Origin of the sequence: Pseudomonas sp. NPDC007930, from assembly GCF_042958985.1 — a bacterium.
Taxonomy (GTDB): domain Bacteria; phylum Pseudomonadota; class Gammaproteobacteria; order Pseudomonadales; family Pseudomonadaceae; genus Aquipseudomonas.
In genome coordinates this window covers 263,436-278,793 of sequence record NZ_JBIBKC010000006.1, presented here as the reverse complement: position 1 = coordinate 278,793, position 15,358 = coordinate 263,436, and the positions used below count along the sequence as shown (strand labels likewise).

The 15,358-nt window shown below is 68.3% G+C and carries 12 protein-coding genes and 2 pseudogenes; 9 read left to right on the top strand and 5 right to left on the bottom strand.

The features are described 5' to 3' along the window. Window positions 1-78: 78 nt before the first annotated feature. The 4 genes from ACFZCE_RS15575 (at window position 79) to ACFZCE_RS15560 (ending at window position 4,324) form a co-directional block, all read left to right on the top strand. Window positions 79-975 carry an SIS domain-containing protein gene (locus tag ACFZCE_RS15575; RefSeq protein ID WP_390940485.1) on the top strand — a complete coding sequence of 299 codons (897 nt, stop codon included), beginning with the start codon at window positions 79-81 and terminating at the stop codon, window positions 973-975. 72 nt (window positions 976-1,047) lie between these two features. Continuing rightward, a complete protein-coding gene (locus tag ACFZCE_RS15570) occupies window positions 1,048-1,956 on the top strand; it encodes a helix-turn-helix domain-containing protein (RefSeq protein WP_390940483.1) in 909 nt (302 codons plus the stop codon). 93 nt (window positions 1,957-2,049) lie between these two features. Continuing rightward, the gene (locus tag ACFZCE_RS15565; protein ID WP_390940481.1) at window positions 2,050-2,853 is read left to right on the top strand and encodes a methyltransferase domain-containing protein; all 804 of its coding nucleotides are present in this window, start codon (window positions 2,050-2,052) and stop codon (window positions 2,851-2,853) included. 193 nt (window positions 2,854-3,046) lie between these two features. After that, window positions 3,047-4,324, top strand: a complete 1,278-nt coding sequence (locus ACFZCE_RS15560) for a protein kinase (RefSeq protein WP_390940479.1) — start codon at window positions 3,047-3,049, stop codon at window positions 4,322-4,324. Here ACFZCE_RS15560 and ACFZCE_RS15555 read toward each other — a convergent pair. Both ACFZCE_RS15555 and ACFZCE_RS15550 read right to left on the bottom strand, forming a co-directional pair. Then, window positions 4,310-5,329: a hypothetical protein gene (locus tag ACFZCE_RS15555; RefSeq protein WP_390940477.1), complete on the bottom strand. Its 1,020-nt coding sequence runs from the start codon at window positions 5,327-5,329 to the stop codon at window positions 4,310-4,312. The genes ACFZCE_RS15560 and ACFZCE_RS15555 overlap by 15 nt on opposite strands. Further along, the gene (locus ACFZCE_RS15550; RefSeq protein WP_390940475.1) at window positions 5,322-6,362 is read right to left on the bottom strand and encodes a glycosyltransferase; all 1,041 of its coding nucleotides are present in this window, start codon (window positions 6,360-6,362) and stop codon (window positions 5,322-5,324) included. Before ACFZCE_RS15550 ends, ACFZCE_RS15555 begins: the two co-directional genes overlap by 8 nt. A gap of 162 nt (window positions 6,363-6,524) precedes the next feature. Here ACFZCE_RS15550 and abiEi point away from each other — a divergent pair, with 162 nt between their 5' ends. Next, window positions 6,525-7,085 carry a type IV toxin-antitoxin system AbiEi family antitoxin gene (abiEi, locus tag ACFZCE_RS15545; protein ID WP_390940473.1) on the top strand — a complete coding sequence of 187 codons (561 nt, stop codon included), beginning with the start codon at window positions 6,525-6,527 and terminating at the stop codon, window positions 7,083-7,085. Continuing rightward, window positions 7,072-7,965 carry a nucleotidyl transferase AbiEii/AbiGii toxin family protein gene (locus ACFZCE_RS15540; protein WP_390940471.1) on the top strand — a complete coding sequence of 298 codons (894 nt, stop codon included), beginning with the start codon at window positions 7,072-7,074 and terminating at the stop codon, window positions 7,963-7,965. The genes abiEi and ACFZCE_RS15540 overlap by 14 nt, the downstream gene beginning before the upstream one ends. Before the next feature lie 179 nt (window positions 7,966-8,144). Here ACFZCE_RS15540 and ACFZCE_RS15535 read toward each other — a convergent pair. The 3 genes and pseudogenes from ACFZCE_RS15535 to ACFZCE_RS15525 form a co-directional block, all read right to left on the bottom strand. Then, window positions 8,145-8,477: pseudogene (locus ACFZCE_RS15535) on the bottom strand (c-type cytochrome); the annotation flags it as partial. Between the two features lie 65 nt (window positions 8,478-8,542). Next, window positions 8,543-11,726 (bottom strand): annotated as a pseudogene (locus ACFZCE_RS15530) (molybdopterin cofactor-binding domain-containing protein); the annotation flags it as partial. Beyond that, window positions 11,719-12,231, bottom strand: coding sequence for a 2Fe-2S iron-sulfur cluster-binding protein (locus ACFZCE_RS15525; RefSeq protein ID WP_390940469.1), 513 nt, complete (start codon window positions 12,229-12,231; stop codon window positions 11,719-11,721). The pseudogene ACFZCE_RS15530 and the gene ACFZCE_RS15525, both read right to left, overlap by 8 nt. A 522-nt stretch (window positions 12,232-12,753) precedes the next feature. Between ACFZCE_RS15525 and ACFZCE_RS15520 the strand changes: the two genes are divergently transcribed. From ACFZCE_RS15520 to ACFZCE_RS15510, 3 genes are read left to right on the top strand one after another with little or no spacing between them, the layout of a single operon-like run. Then, a complete protein-coding gene (locus tag ACFZCE_RS15520) occupies window positions 12,754-13,746 on the top strand; it encodes an ABC transporter substrate-binding protein (RefSeq protein ID WP_390940467.1) in 993 nt (330 codons plus the stop codon). After that, window positions 13,746-14,591 carry an ATP-binding cassette domain-containing protein gene (locus ACFZCE_RS15515; RefSeq protein ID WP_390940465.1) on the top strand — a complete coding sequence of 282 codons (846 nt, stop codon included), beginning with the start codon at window positions 13,746-13,748 and terminating at the stop codon, window positions 14,589-14,591. The genes ACFZCE_RS15520 and ACFZCE_RS15515 overlap by 1 nt, the downstream gene beginning before the upstream one ends. Before the next feature lie 13 nt (window positions 14,592-14,604). Then, window positions 14,605-15,354 (top strand): ABC transporter permease subunit, encoded by a 750-nt coding sequence (locus ACFZCE_RS15510; RefSeq protein ID WP_390940463.1) that lies wholly within the window; start codon window positions 14,605-14,607, stop codon window positions 15,352-15,354. The last annotated feature ends 4 nt before the right edge of the window (window positions 15,355-15,358 follow it).

Below are 15,358 nucleotides of genomic sequence, written 5' to 3'. Positions count from 1 at the left end.
CCCGGTTCAGAAGAGTCCTACACTCGCCAGAACTTTCCTACACGCCAGATGTATGGACGCACCTGGCAGGAGGCTGCGATGAACGATTTGACCGGCAACCCATTGTTCGACACCCCAGTGATGCGCAAGCTCGCCGCGCTGCTCGAAACCCTCAAACCCTCGCAGCGCAAGGTCGGTGAGTTCATCCTGCGCAACCCCTTGCGCGCGGCGATGCTGAGCATCAGCGAGATCGGCCGCGAGAGCGAAACGTCGCCCGCCGCGGTGAACCGCTTGGGCAACCGCCTGGGCCTCAACGGTTTTACCGGGTTGCGCATGGCGTTGGTCAACCACTTGCTGGCGGTGGTGTCGCCGCACCTGCAACTGGCGGCAACCGAGATGAGCCCAGGCAACACCCTGCAGGGCCAGCTCAAGCAAAACCTCGCCGAAGCTCTGCAAGCCGGCCAGCACAATGGCGACCAGGTGTTCGAGGCCGCGGTGCAGGCGCTGTGCGAGGCCGAGCGGCTGTTCATTCTCGGCGGCAGCCGCTGCCACCCACTGGCGCAGGTGCTGGAGCAGCACCTGGTACCCTACCACCCCAGTTGCCTGGCCATCTGCCTGAGCGCCGGGCTCGACTCGATGGCCCAGCGCATTGCCTACGTGCAACCCGGCGACACCCTGGTGGTGATGAGCCTGCCGCCCTACAACCGCTATGCCATACACCTGGCGGAGATGGCCCTCGACCGTGGCGCGACGGTACTGGCGCTGACCGACTCGCCCGCCTCGCCACTGGCGGGCACCCATGTGCTGTACGCGCCAGCCGACAAGGCCCAGAGCGGCACCGGGCTGGGGCCCGCATTTGCCATTGTCGATGCGCTGATCGCTGGAGTGCGCAAGCGCCTGAGCGTGGCCGATGACCAGGCGCTGGCGCAGGTGCAGGAGGCCTTGCACGCCGCGCAGTGGCCGGCCATTGAGGCACCGGCCAACCGCGCCGGCTGAACGGCTTGGACACCTTCACCCGGCGGCCGCTATGCTGGGCGCATTCAGGCACGAACAATAACAAGGCCGCCCATGCACCGCGCCCACCGCATTACCGACCCGTCGTACGAGTTGATGGACGACCACGAAGGGATGTCTGTCATCTATCGCCAGCATGGCTTCCCCTGCCCACTGGTGCGCTGGCACTTCCATAAGGAATACGAACTGCACCTGATCGTCGCCAGCACCGGCAAGGTGTTCATTGGCGACTATATCGGCCACTTCGGCCCGGGCAGTTTGTTCCTCACCGGCCCCAACCTGCCGCACAACTGGATCAGCCAGGTCGCCGACGGCGAAGTGGTGCCACGCCGCGACATGCTGGTGAACTTCACCGACGCCCTGATCGAAGAAGGCGGCCAGGTGTTCAGCGAGCTGAAAAGCCTGGCGCCGATGCTCGAACGCGCCCAGTACGGCATCGAGTTTCGTGACCCGCGCTTGATCGCCGAGGCCACGGTGTTGATGCAACGCATCGAAGACAGCCGCGGCGGCAGCCGGCTGGGCTGGTTCATGATCCTCATGGAGCTGCTGGCTGGCAGCGACGCCTACGGCTTGCTCTCGGCCACCAGCGCCGCGCAACTGGCCGACGACAGCAACGTCGAGCGCACCAACCGCGCGGTGGATTACATCTTCAGCCACTACGGCCGCGAACTGCCGCTCGAAGAAGTGGCCGAGCACCTGAACATGAAGCCCACGTACTTTTCGCGGGTGTTCAAGCAGGCCACCGGCCGCTGTTTTGTCGAATTCGTCAACCGCCTGCGCATCAGCAAGGCCTGCGAGCTGCTGACGGACAGCGAACGGCCGGTCACCGAGGTGTGCTTTGCCTCCGGCTTCAACAATATTTCCAACTTCAACCGGCGCTTCCAGCAGCTCAAGGGCATGACCCCGTCGGACTACCGGCGCCTGGCCGTGCAGCGCCTGACAGACCAACGCGCGCTTGCCTGAGCCCAGCTTCAGCTACGCTTGGCTGATAGCCTCTGGCGCCTCGGTTGGCTGTTCTCTCATTGCGCGCCGGATGCACGCCATGGGAGGCAACACATGAAAAGCTTGCGAGAAATACTCGGTTTTGCACCGTTGTTCGCCGGGTACGGCGCCGCCGCGCCCGCCTATGACAAAGGCCGCCCGGGCTACCCGGACGAGGTCGACGCCTGGCTGCGCAATGATTTGCAGATCAAACCGCCGCGCACGGTGGTGCTCGACCTGGGGGCCGGCACCGGCAAGTTCACCCAGCGCCTGCTGCAGGCCAAGGGCGCGGAGGTGATCGCCATCGAACCCGAACCGCACATGCGCGAGAAATTCAGCCGGCGCTGCCCCGACGTGCAAGTGCTCGACGGCCAGGCCGAGGCCATCCCGCTGCCGGCCAGCAGCCTCGACGTTGTGGTGTGCGCGCAGGCGTTTCACCTGTTTGCCAACGCCCAGGCGCTGGCGGAGATCCACCGGGTGCTCAAGCCTGGCGGGCGGTTGGGGCTGATCTGGAACCTGCGCGACGCCAAGGTGCCGTGGGTGGCGCAATTGGCAGCGATCGTGCAGCGCTATGCCGGCGATTACCCGCGCTACTTCAGCGGCCAATGGCGCACCGCGCTGGACCAGCACTACGCCGGCAAGTACGCGCCATTGGTGGAAAAACACTGGCACCACGGCCACACTGGCGCGCCGGAGGATGTGATCGTGCGGCGGATCAAATCGATCAGCTTCATCGCCAGCCTGCCCGACGCCGACCAGGCGCGGATCGTCGATGAAGTGCACTCGCTGATCGCCAGCCACCCAGACCTGGCCGGCCAGGAGCAGGTGACGGTGCCGTATGACACGGTGGCGATGCATACGGTGAAGATATTGCCGTAGGGGTTGGCGGGCCCTTCGCCCGGCACAGCCGGCCTCCCACGGGTTCTGTATTGCTGCGTAAATCAATGGCTTACATAAATCTGGTGGGAGGCCGTGGTCCGGCACTCCGGCTGTGCCGGGCGAAGGGCCCTGAAAGCGTAGCGAAAATTTAGGTATCATCCCGCCACCCCGCCGCCGCTGCCGAGCCCACCCCATGCACACCCTGCAACAACTGGAATCCGGCGCCCTGGCCGGCGCTACCCGCCTCGACCTGGCCTGCGGCCTGCGTGAATTTCCCCAGGCCATCTATGGCCTGGCCGACACCCTCGAAGTGCTCAACCTCACCGGCAACGCCCTGGCCGCCCTGCCCGATGACCTGCCGCGGCTGAAAAAGCTCAAGGTGGTGTTCTGCTCGAACAATGCCTTCCGGCACCTGCCCGAGGTGCTGGGGGCGTGCCCGCACCTGGAGATGGTCGGTTTCAAGGCCAACCGCATCGCCGAGGTGGCGGCCAGCGCGCTGCCGGCGAAACTGCGCTGGCTGATCCTCACCGACAACCAACTGGCCGCCGTGCCGGCTGCGCTGGGCGAGCGCCCGGCGCTGCAGAAGCTGATGCTCGCCGGCAACCGCCTCGAAGCGCTGCCCGAGAGCCTGGCACAGTGCGCGCGCCTCGAACTGCTGCGCATCGCCAGCAACCAGCTCAGCGCCCTGCCCGGCTGGCTCACGCAGTTGCCCGCCCTGGCCTGGCTGGCCTACGCCGGCAACCCGCTGCCGGCGGCGCTGCAACGGCCGGCGCCGGCGCAGCGGCCGGTGAGCTTCAGCCGCCTGCAACTGGGGCGGGCGTTGGGTGAAGGGGCGTCGGGGCAGATCGTGCAGGCGCGCCTCGATGGCCAGACCGAGCTGGCCTTGAAGCTGTACAAGGGCGCGTTGACCAGCGACGGCTCGCCGCTGGATGAAATGGCCGCGTGCCTGGCCGCCGGCGAGCACCCGGCGTTGATCCCGCTGCACGGGCAATTGAGCGACGACCCGCAGGGCCGTTTGGGGTTGCTGATGGCGCTGATCGACCCAGCCTTCCAGAACCTCGCCGGGCCGCCGAGCCTGGCCAGTTGCAGCCGCGATGTGTACCCCGCGGGGCTGCGGCTGGCGCCGGCCGAGGCGCTGCGCATGGCTGCCCAGGTGGCCTCGGCCTGTGCCCACCTGCACGCGCGCGGGGTGATGCACGGTGACCTCTACGCGCACAACCTGCTGTGGCGCGCCGGCGGCGATTGCCTGCTCGGGGATTTTGGCGCGGCGTCGTTCCATGCCGCCGACGGCGGCCCCCAGGCGCTGGCGCTGGAGCGCCTGGAGGTACGCGCGTTCGGCATTCTGCTGGGCGAGCTGCTGGGCCTGGCGGGCATCGACGATGAGCGCCTGGCGCAGTTGCAACAGGCCTGCCTCGGCAACCCGCCGGCGCGCCCGCGGTTTGCCGAGCTGGCGGCCTTACTGGCGGGGTAGCCAGCCCACCAGCGCGGCGGCGGCGCGGGTGGCGGCCTGGGCGTCGGCCCACTGCTGCCAATGCGGCGGCGGCAACTGCCGCGCCTGCGCCAGCAATGCCGGCCAGCGCTCGGCCGGCGGCCAGCCAGCCTCCAGCCCCAACGCCACGCCGAGGGCCTGCAACTGCCGGGCCTGCAGCCGCTGCTCGGCGAACGGCCGCTGCTCGGCCACGGCGATGTAGCGGCAGCCCAACGCCGCCGCTTCGCTCACCAGGCTGTCACTGGCGCTGCCGATCACCACCTCGGCGCGCTGCATGGCCGCCGCCGGTGCGGCCAGTTCACCCAGCCAGCGCAGGTTGCCCGCCGCGCGCCCTGGCGCCAGTGCCCCGGCCACTTCGAAGCGCCACTGCGGGCAGGCCTGGGCGGCCGCTTCCAGCAGCGCGGCGTTCAACCCGGTACCGCCGTGGCCGCAGATCACCAGCACCCGGCCTGGCTCGGCCTGGCCAACTGGCAGGCCGTTGTAGCGCGACACCCAGCCGGTGTAAGCGGTTTTGCCGCGCCAGGGGTCGCCGGCCGGGGCCATCGCCTCGGGGTACGGCGCCAGCAGGCCGCTGGCGCTGGCGTAGGCCAGGCGGTGCGCGGCGTCGTGGCGCAGGCCGTGCTGGCGCACATACACCGCCGGCACACTGCACAACCGCGCCAGCAGCGCCACTTCCACCGACACGTCAGCCACCAGCAGGCACGGCCAGTGCTGGGCAAACCACTGTGCCAGTTGCGCCATGCGCTGGCGCAAGCCAGGCACCGCCAGTGGCGCGTAGTGCAGCACGTCAAAGGCCTCGGCCTGCACACCCGGGTGATAGTCCGGCGGCAGCTGCAGGCCGTCCACGTGCGCGGGCCACGGCCCGTTGGGCAGGCGCGAGCCGAGCAGCGTGACCGGCACCGGCGCCGCCGCGGCGATCGCCAGCGCGCGCACCCCGTGGCCGGCGCCGTGGTGGTGCACGTAGTAACCGATGCGCGGCTCAGCCATGGGCCACCACCCGCAGCAATTGGGCGTAGGCATCGAGCATCCGCCCTTGGCCCCAGTGCGCTTCGGCGCGCGTCCGGCAGGCCTGCCGCGAGCAGCGCTGGGCACTGCGCAGGGCCTCGGCCAGGGCGGCGACATCGCCCGGCGCGGCCAAGGCACCGGTGTCGGCGCTGATCAAGTCGGCCATCGCCCCGCGGGCAAACGCCGCCACCGGCGTGCCACAGGCCATGGCCTCGGCCACCACCAGGCCGAAGGGCTCTTCCCAACAGGGGGTGACCAGCACCACCGAGGCCTGGCCCAACTCGGCCAGCACCTGCTCACGGCCCAGATGGCCGAGGTACTCCACGCCCGCGCCGAGCCGCGGGCTGATGTATTCGCTGAAGTAGCGCGCATCCGGCGCCTGCCCGGCCAGGCGCAGCGGCACCCCGGCGGCGCGGGCGGCATCGATGGCCAGGTGCGCGCCCTTGTCGGCCACCAGCCGGCCGAACCAGAACGCCTGTTCGCGCGGCTCGCCGGTGGGGCGCCAGGCCTCGAGGTCGATGCCGTTGGGCACCACCGCGCACTCCGGCACCAGGCCCTGCCAATTGCGCGCATTGGCCGCCGAGATGGTCGCGAAGCGGCCATGGGCGCGCGGGCCCTTCAGCGCATTGACCAACTCGAAGAACGGCGGGGTGTGCAGCACGGTGAGCATCGGCGTGCGAATCAGCGAGGCCATGGTCACCGGCACATAGTGCAGGCTGTTGTTGAAGATCACGTCGAAGCCATGGGCGTCGATGCCTTGCATCACCTCGAGGTAGGCGTGGTGCTCGGCCACGTAGGCGCTGGACAGGCTGGGGTGGCGATGGGGGTGCGGGTCGGCCATGGGCACCAGGTTCAGGCTCGGGTCGCTGCCCTCGTGGGCGAACAGCGTGACCTCATGGCCACGGGCGGCCAGGCCGGTGACCACGTCGAAGGTGAACGCCTCGAGGCCGCCGGCGAAGGGTTGGCGCACCGGGAACTTGATGTGGGTGAGTACGCCGATGCGCAGTGCGGTCATGGGGGGCTCCTTGTCCATGACTATTCGGGGCTGCGCGGGGTGATTGGTTCCATCAACACCTATTATCTCTACAGAAAGTGACGAATTTCGTCACTTTCTGTAGAGATAATTTCATAGCTGGGCTACCTTTGCCTCATTCGTTTCCCAACCTGGCACGCTCCCATGCCTCATTCAGCCCAGCCGCTGGCGCGCCTGTATCGCGCCCTGGACCAACTGGCCAGTCCCGAGCGGTATCTGTTCACCCCCGCGGACCTGCGCGCCTTGGCCCCAGAACTGTCCGACCAGGCCTACCGGGCACTGCTCACACGGGCCAACCGCGAGCAGCGCTTGCAGCAGGTATGCCGGGGCCTGTACCTCTATCACCCGGCCCGCCCGGTTCCCGGGCTGGTGTTGTTCCATGCGGCGGCGCGGCTGAGGGCGCAAGCCTTCAATTACATCAGCCTGGAAACCGCCCTGAGCGATTGCGGGGTTATCTCACAGGTGCCGATGAACTGGATCACCGTGATGTCCTCAGCGCGCAGCAACATTGTGAACTGCGGCCCATGGGGCACCATCGAGTTCATTAACACCCGCCAGCGCGCCGCCGCCCTGGCCGAGCAGTTGGCCTACGATGCGCGCTGCCACCTCTGGCGGGCGTCACCGGCCCTTGCGTTACGGGATATGCGGATGGCCAGGCGCAACCTTGAATTGATCGACTGGAGCATTGCCGATGAGCTTGTTTGACCGCCTCGTAGACCAAGCCTTGAGCCACCTGACCGAATTGGCACCGCTACGCGTCGTGGTCGAGAAAGAGCTGTTGCATCACGACATCCTACGCGTGCTGAGCGACGCCGGCCTGCTCGCACAATTGTGCTTCATCGGCGGCACCTGCCTGCGCGCCTGCTACGGTTCCAACCGCCTGAGTGAAGACCTCGACTTCACCGGTGGCGCTCATTTCCAGCGTGAAGACCTCAAGCAGCTCAAGGCGCTGCTGCAAGGTAACCTACACACCAAGTACGGCCTGGACGTCGAGGTGGCCGAGCCGGCCCGGGAAGAAGGCAACGTCGATACCTGGAAACTCAAAGTGCAAACCCGCCCAGGCGCGCGCAACCTACCGGCCCAACGCATCCATATCGATATTTGTGCAATCCCTTCATACCTGCCCAGGCCGATGGTGCTATTGAACCCCTACGGGGTCGACATGGGCACACAGGGGTTGGTCCTCAGGGCCCAGGCCCTGGAAGAAATATTCGTCGACAAGGTCCTGGCCTTCGCGCTACGCCGCGGGCGGATCAAGAACCGCGACCTGTGGGACCTGCTCTGGCTAGAGCAGCAGCGGGTCAAACCGCGGTTCGATTTGATCGGCGCCAAGCTCAACGATCACAAAACGACCATCGAAACCTTTGTGCGCAATGCCAACGAGCGAGCGCAGTTGCTGGTTGAAAACCCAGAAACCCAGCTGGATTTCCGCCATGAAATGCGCCGGTTCCTGCCCGCCAGCATTGCCCTGGAAACGGTGGAGAACGATGCGTTCTGGGAGTACTTGCAAGGGCAGGTTCCGGCGATCATCGGCCGTGCGGTTGCCAGCCTTGAACCCTCGGAGGGGCCGCGCTTCAGCATGTGATCTCTCTACAGAAAGTGATGAATTTCGTCACTTTCTGTAGAGATAATCGGCTCTCAGGGCCCATCGCCCGGCACAGCCGGCCTCCCACGGGATATGTATTGTCCCGGAAATCAAGGACAACACGGACCTTGTGGGAGGCCGGCTGTGCCGGGCGAAGGGCCGCTAAGCCTGGCCGCGCATCAATGGCTCCCCGGGTTGGCCCGCAGCCAGGCCACCTGCCGGCTCAGCTCGGGCCAGGCGGGTTTGTCGGGGGCGAAGCGGCTGCGCAGGTAGGCGGCAAGGTCTGCCACCTGGCGGTCGCTGAGGCTGTGCTTGAAGGCCGGCATGTAGCCCAAATCGGCCGTGGCCGGGTTGCCGATGCCCTGCAGGATCACCTGGATCAGGTTGTCTGGCCGCTGCGAATGCACGTTGCTGTTCAACGCCAGCGCCGGGCTGACGCCAAACAGCTGCGGGCCGCCCTCGGCGGCGCTGTGGCAGGCCTGGCAGGCGCCTTCGAAAACCCGTTGGCCGGCGGCTACAGCGGCGCTGCCGGGCACGGTCTTGGCCAGCGCCGGCGCCGCTTGCGCGGCGGTTTCAGCCTCGGGGTTGAGGCTGGCCAGGTAATGGGCGATGGCGCGCACGTCGGCCTCGGGCAGTTGCGCCAGCTCGCTGACCACCGGCCCCATCGGCCCGGTGGCCACGCCGTGGCGGTCGGCAAAACCGGTGGAGAGGTAGCTGAACAGTTGGTCTTCACTCCAGGGTTCGGGGGCCTTGGAGAGGCCGGTCAGCGCCGGCGCCTCCCAGCCATCGACCATCGCCCCGGCCAGGTAGCTGGCGCCGCCCTTTTCCGCGCCCATGGCGTTGCGTGGGGTGTGGCAGGCGCCGCAGTGGCCCAGGCCCTCGACCAGGTAGCGGCCACGGTTCCACTGCGCGCTCTGTGCCGGGGCCGGCTGGTATTCGCCCTGTTTGAGAAACAGGGTGTTCCAGCCGGCCATCAGCCCGCGCAGGTTGAACGGGAAGTTCATCGCATTGGCCGGCGCCACCTGGGCCACCGGGGTTTGCGACATCAGGTAGGCGTACAGCGCTTGCATGTCGGCCTCCTGGATGTTGCGAAACGCCGTGTAGGGGAACGCCGGGTACAGGTGGCGGCCGTCGCGGCTGATGCCCTGGCGCATGGCGCGGTCGAAGGCAGCGAACGACCAATTGCCGATGCCGGTGGTGACATCCGGGGTGATGTTGGTGCTGTAGAGGGTGCCGAACGGCGTTTGCATGGCCAGGCCGCCGGCGTTGGCGCTGCCGCCGGGGGCGGTGTGGCACACCGCGCAGTCACCGGCGGCGGCCAGTTGGCGGCCACGCTCGAGGGTGGCGGCGCTCCAGGTGCCGGGCCCGGGCGGGGCCACCGGGGCGATTTCGGCGCGCCAGGGCATGGCGGTCAGGCCCACCCCGAGCAGCGCGCCGAACACCCCGCTGAGGCCGGCCAGCCAGCCCAGCCGGCGGGCCTTTTTTACCGGTGCGGCGTAAGGCAGGCCAACCGGGTCGGCCACGCCACCCTGGCCGCTTTCGGCCAAGGCCGCGCGCACCCGCTCGGCGGTGATCGGCAGCTCGCGAAAACGAATGCCGGTGGCGTCGAACAGCGCGTTGGCGATGGCCGCCGCGCTCGGCACCGAGGCCGACTCGCCCGCCCCCAGCGGTGGCTCGCTCTGGCGCGGCATCATCATCACATCGACCTTCGGCACCTCGGGGAAGGTCAGGATCGGGTAGCCGCCCCACTCCTTGCTGGTGATGCGCGATTCTTCGAAGGTCACCTGCTCCTTGAGCACGCGGCTGGTGGACTGCATCACGTTGCCGTGAATCTGGTGCTGCACGCCGGCGGGGTTGACCATCTGCCCGGCATCGTGGCCGACCACCACGCGGGTCACGGCCACTTCGCCGGTGGTTTTGTCCACCGCCACATCGGCGACCCAGGCCGCCCAGGCGGCGCCGAAGCCGGGGAACTTACTGTGGATGTAACGCGCGTAGGCAAAGCCGCGGCCGCGCAGCACGCCGTCTTCGGCCGGGGTTTGCCCAGGCTGGGTACGCGGCGCCCACTCGGCGCGCGCGGCGGTGGCACGCACCAGCTCGGCGGCGCGCTCATCGGGCAGGTAGCGCAGGCGGTACTCCACCGGGTCGACCCCGGCGGCGAAGGCCAGCTCGTCGATGTAGCTTTCGTGGGCGAACACGTTGGGCAGCGCGCTCACCCCGCGCAGCCACGAGGCGCGCACGATCGGCGCCATGTCGTTGATGGTCACCCGCACTTCGGGGTAGCTGTAATGGGGCACCGAGGTGCGGTCGCCCATCTCAAACATCACCGGCACCGGCTCGACCTTGCCGGTGAGCACCAGCGCCAGGGTGGGCGCGCCATTGGACGGGTAGCTGGTGCGGAAGTCGTACACCGCCGGGGTGCCGTCGGCGTTCAGGCCACCGTCGACCTCCATCAGTTGCGCGGTGCCCTTCGGCTCCCAGGCGTGCTCCTGCTCGCGGGTAAGCTGCACCCGCACCGGCCGGCCCACCGCGCGGGCCAGCAGCACGGCGTCGGCGCACACGTCGTCGGCGCAGTTGCGCCCGTAACAGCCGGCGGCCTCCATGCGGATGATCTCGATGCGGCGCTCGTCGAGGTCCAGCAGCCAGGCGAGGTCTGCGCGCAGGGCGTGGGGGTTCTGGGTGCCGGACCACACCTGCACGCCCTCGGCGCGCACATCGGCGATGGCGCACGAGGGGCCGATCGAGGCATGCAGTTGGTATGGCCAGAGGTACTGGCGGGTGAAGCGTTGATCCACCTCGGCCAGGGCCTGGTCGACCCCGCCGGTGTCGTGCACCACGCGCTGGATCTGCTCATTGCCCTTGATCGCCTGGGCGATGTTCGACAGGTCGGGCAGCAGGTGCTGCCAGGGCTTCCACTGCACCTGCAGCGCACGGGCGGCGGCGATGGCCTGTTCTTCACGCTCGGCGACGATACCGATGAAGTCGCCTTCCACCACCAGCTTGACGATGCCCGGCAGGTGGGCAATGGACTGCTCGTCCACCGCCAGCAGGCTGGTGCCGACGAACGGGCCGGTGTCGTAGCCATCGTAAGGCGGGCGCACCACGCGGCCGTGGAGCATGCCGGGCACGCGCATGTCGTGGACGAAGGTCAGCTCGCCGGTGGCCTTGGCCGGAATGTCGACCCGCGCCGAGCTTCGCCCGACCAGGCGGTAATCGGCCTGGGCCTTGAGCGGCGCGCTGCCGCTGATGGCCAGGCGCGTGTGCTGGCCGCTGACCAGCTCGGCAAAGCTCAGGCGCTGCTCGCCGGCCCACACGTAACCGGCGTCCAGGCGCAGGCCGGCCTCGGCCACGCCAAGGCGCTGCGCGGCCTGCTGCAGCAACCAGCGGCGCGCTTCGGCGGCGGCGTTGCGCAGCGGGATGGCGCTGATCTGCAAGGTGGCGCTGGCGATGGTCGCGCCCTGATTCGGCGCCCGCTCCGTGTCGCCCAGCACCATGTGCAGTTGCTCCAGGCGCAGGTCGAGTTCTTCGGCGACGATCTGCGCCAACGATGTGCGAATACCCGTGCCGAGGTCGACGTGGCCGTTGAAGGCGAGCACCTGGCCGTTGTCGCAAATGGCCAGGAACAGCCCCAGTTCCTTGGGCTTGAGGGTGGGCGCCTGGCCCTTGGGCACCAACCCGGGCGGCGGCTGGATTTCATTGACCACCAGCAGCACGCCGTCGCGCGCCAGCAGCTCGGCCTGGGTGGGCAGTACATCAGCCATGGGTGCGCTCCTGGCGGCAAAGTTCGACCGCGCGGCGCGCGGCCGCGAGTATTTCCAGATGGGTGCCGCAGCGGCACAGGTTGCCGGCCAGGGCGCCACGGATCTGCGCTTCGCTGGGCTCGGGGGTGTGCGCGAGCAGGGCGGCGACGGTCATGATCATGCCGTTCAGGCAGTAGCCGCACTGCGCCGCCTGGCATTCGATAAACGCCTGCTGCACCGGATGCGGGCGCTGGCGGCTGCCGAGGCCTTCGAGGGTGGTGATGCTGCGCCCGCCCATGCCGCCCCAGGGCACCACGCAGGCGCGCGCCGGGCGGCCGTCGATCAGCACCGTGCAGGCGCCGCACTCACCCAGGCCGCAGCCGTACTTGGGGCCGTTGAGCTCGAGGTCGTTGCGCAACACCAGCAGCAGCGGGGTGGCCCCATCGGCGGGGCTGCTGGCTGGCTGGCCGTTGACCGTACACACCCGCGCCAGCGGCGTGCCCGCCGCGTGCAGAGCATCGTTCATAACTACATCCTTGGGCGCCCCCGGGTTGGGCGGTTGCTTAGCAAAAGGCAATTTCGGTGCCATGGGCCTTAGCCCCGGGTTCGAGGCCCCTGCGCACGGGCCCCAACGCCGCGGTGGGGGGCCCGCCGTGCCGGGGCGAATGCGCTGCGGCGCAGGCACAATTAAAGCGCCTACGCTATTTGTAACCTTCCGGAACACCTGGGTACCACAGCGCCCCTTCCGGGTGCAGCCGCGTGATTCATGCGTTGTTTGCGTGCGCGCCGCCCCTCGCCCAGCCCGGGCGGATTTTCACTTGGCAGCAAGGATTTGAAAAAAAATTCTGAGCAAAAAGCGCCTTCTAATTAATCAGTTAGATAATTAACCCAGCTGCCGTGGCCAGCCCATCCGGCGCCCTGGCACCGCTTTTGCTCCCACCCAGTACAAAGAGCGCACACACCCTAAAAGCGCACCGCTAGCTGAGCACCCGCCTGCCTTGTGACCGCCCCGCCCTGCCCCGCGCAGGCCCAGCCAGGAAACCGTTCAATGAAGCATCGTGCCCCGTGGTTCAACGCGCTGTTCTCCCGCACCCTCGCCAGCCTCGGCTGCCTGTTGCTGCTCACCCAGGCCGCCCGCGCCGAGGAAATCTCCGTCACCCAATGGGGCACCAGCCTGTACGGCCTGCCGTTCGCGGTGGCGATGGACCAAGGCTTTTTCAAGCAGGCCGGCATCGACATCACCGGCATCCTCGGCTCCGGTGGCGGCGGCACCACGGTGCGCAACATCCTCGCCAGCGACACGCCCTACGGCGAGGTGGCGTTGTCTGCGGCGCTGGCGGCCCAGCGCCAGGGCCTGGACCTGGTGCTGGTGAACATCGGCACCCGCTCGGTGGCCGAGGCCAGCGCGGTGGTGGCCAAGGATTCGCCGATGGCCAGCGTGAAAGACCTCGCCGGCAAAAAGATCGCCATCACCTCGCCCAAGGGCGTGAGCGAAATGCTGCTGTTGATGGTGCTGCAAAAAGAGGGGGTGAACCCCGCCAGCGTGGCGCGGGTCGCCTCGGGCGGCTACGTGAATGGCCTCACCCTGCTGGACCAGAAGGCCGTGGACGCCGCGGTGTTGATCGAGCCGCTGTCGATCACCCGCGCCGCGGACTACAAAACCCTCTACCGGGCCGGCGCGATCCTGCAGCCGATGGCCACCTCGGTGGGCATTACCACCCGCGCCTTCGCCCAGGCCCACCCAGACAAACTCAAGGCAATCATCCAGGGCCGCCGCCAGGCCGTGCAGTTCATTTACGCGCACCCCCACGAGGCGGCGGCGATCCTTGCCAAGGCCTTCAAGTTCGAGCCCGCGCTGGCCGAGCAGGCCACGGCCAATATGGTCAGCTCGCGCATGTGGAGCGAAGGCAACTTCGACACCGCCGAGCTCGAGCGCATGGCCGACGGCCTGCGCCTGGTCGGGGAGGTGAACGGCGCGGTGGATTGGCCGGCGATGATCGACACCGCCTACCTGCCGGCAGACCTACGGGAGGTGCACTGATGAGCGCCCCGGCCCTGAACCTGGCCAGCGCGCCGCCGGCGCCGCGCGCTGAAGCGGTACACGTGCAACTCACCCAGGTGACCCGCAGCTTCCCCCAGCAAGATGGCGGCGGCACCTTCCAGGCCCTGGGGCCGATCGACCTGGCCTTGGCCAAGGGTGAGTTCTTCTCGGTGGTGGGCCCTTCGGGCTGCGGCAAATCGACCCTGCTCGATGTGCTCAGCGGGCTCGGCAAGCCCACCAGCGGCGAGGTGCTGTTCGAGGGCAAGGCGGTGCGCGGGGTGCCCGACGGGGTGGGCGTGGTGTTCCAGGAAAACGCCGCGTTCCCCTGGCTGAACGTGCACGACAACATCGCCTTCGGCCTGCGCCGGGCCGGCATGGAGGGCGCCGAGGTGCAGCGGCGGGTGGCCTACGCGCTGGGCTTCATGGGCCTGAAAAACTTCGCCAAAGCCTACCCCGCGCAGTTGTCGGGCGGCATGCGCCAGCGGGTGTGCATCGCCCGCACCCTGGTGACCCAGCCGCGGTTGATTCTGCTCGACGAACCCTTTGGCGCGCTGGACCAGCAAACCCGCCTGCTGATGGGCGACGAGTTGCTGCGGCTGTGGCGCGAGACCGGCGCCACGGTGCTGTTGATCACCCACGCGCTGGATGAAGCGGCGATGCTCTCGGACCGGGTGGGGGTGATGTCGGCGCGGCCAGGCTTGTTCATTGACATGCTGCCCACCGGCTGGGGCGCCGAGCGCGACAGCCGGGTGGTGTCGGCGCCGCGCTTTGGCGAGATCACCGCGCGGCTGTGGGAAAAACTGCGCGCCGAAACCCTGAAGATCATGGGCGACGGCGCCCACTGACGAGGCAGGCCCAATGAAACATGAAAGCATGCTGCGCCTAGGCGTGGTGGCGGGGTTCATCGCGCTGATCGAAGGCCTATGCCGCGGCGGGGTGATCGCCACCACGGTGATGAGCGCGCCGTCGCAGATGGCCGCCCAACTGGCCCACCTGTTGGCCGCCGGCACCTACAACCACGACATCCTGTTCAGCTTCATCAACATTGCCAGCGCGGCGCTGCTGGCGGTGCTCGCCGGGTTCGCCCTGGGGGTGGTGATCCACGCCCTGCCGCCACTGCGGCGGGCGCTGGAGCCGCTGCTGTCGAGCTACTACGCGGTGCCGACGTTCATCTTCTACCCGGTGTTCATCGTGCTGTTCGGCGTGGGCCATGGCTCGATCATCGCCATCGCCGTGCTGCTGGCGATCGTGGCGATGATCACCGCCACCCTCACCGGCCTGGACCGCATCCCGCCGGTGCTGCGCAAAACCGCGCGGGTGATGCGCCTGTCGCGGCTGCGCTGCGCGCTGCTGATCGAACTGCCGGCGGCGCTGCCGCACCTGTTCGGCGGGGTGAAGCTGGCGGTCGCCTATGCCTTCATCGGCGTGATCGCCTCGGAGTTCATCCTCTCCGGGGCCGGCCTGGGCTATGCCATCGCCTACGCCTACAACCTGTTCGACAACGCCAACATGTACGCCCTGATGCTGCTGGTGCTGATCAGCGTGACGGCGATCAACGCCGTGCTCAACCACATCGACCGCCGCCTGCGGCGGCGCCAGCAGAGGTAAGCCC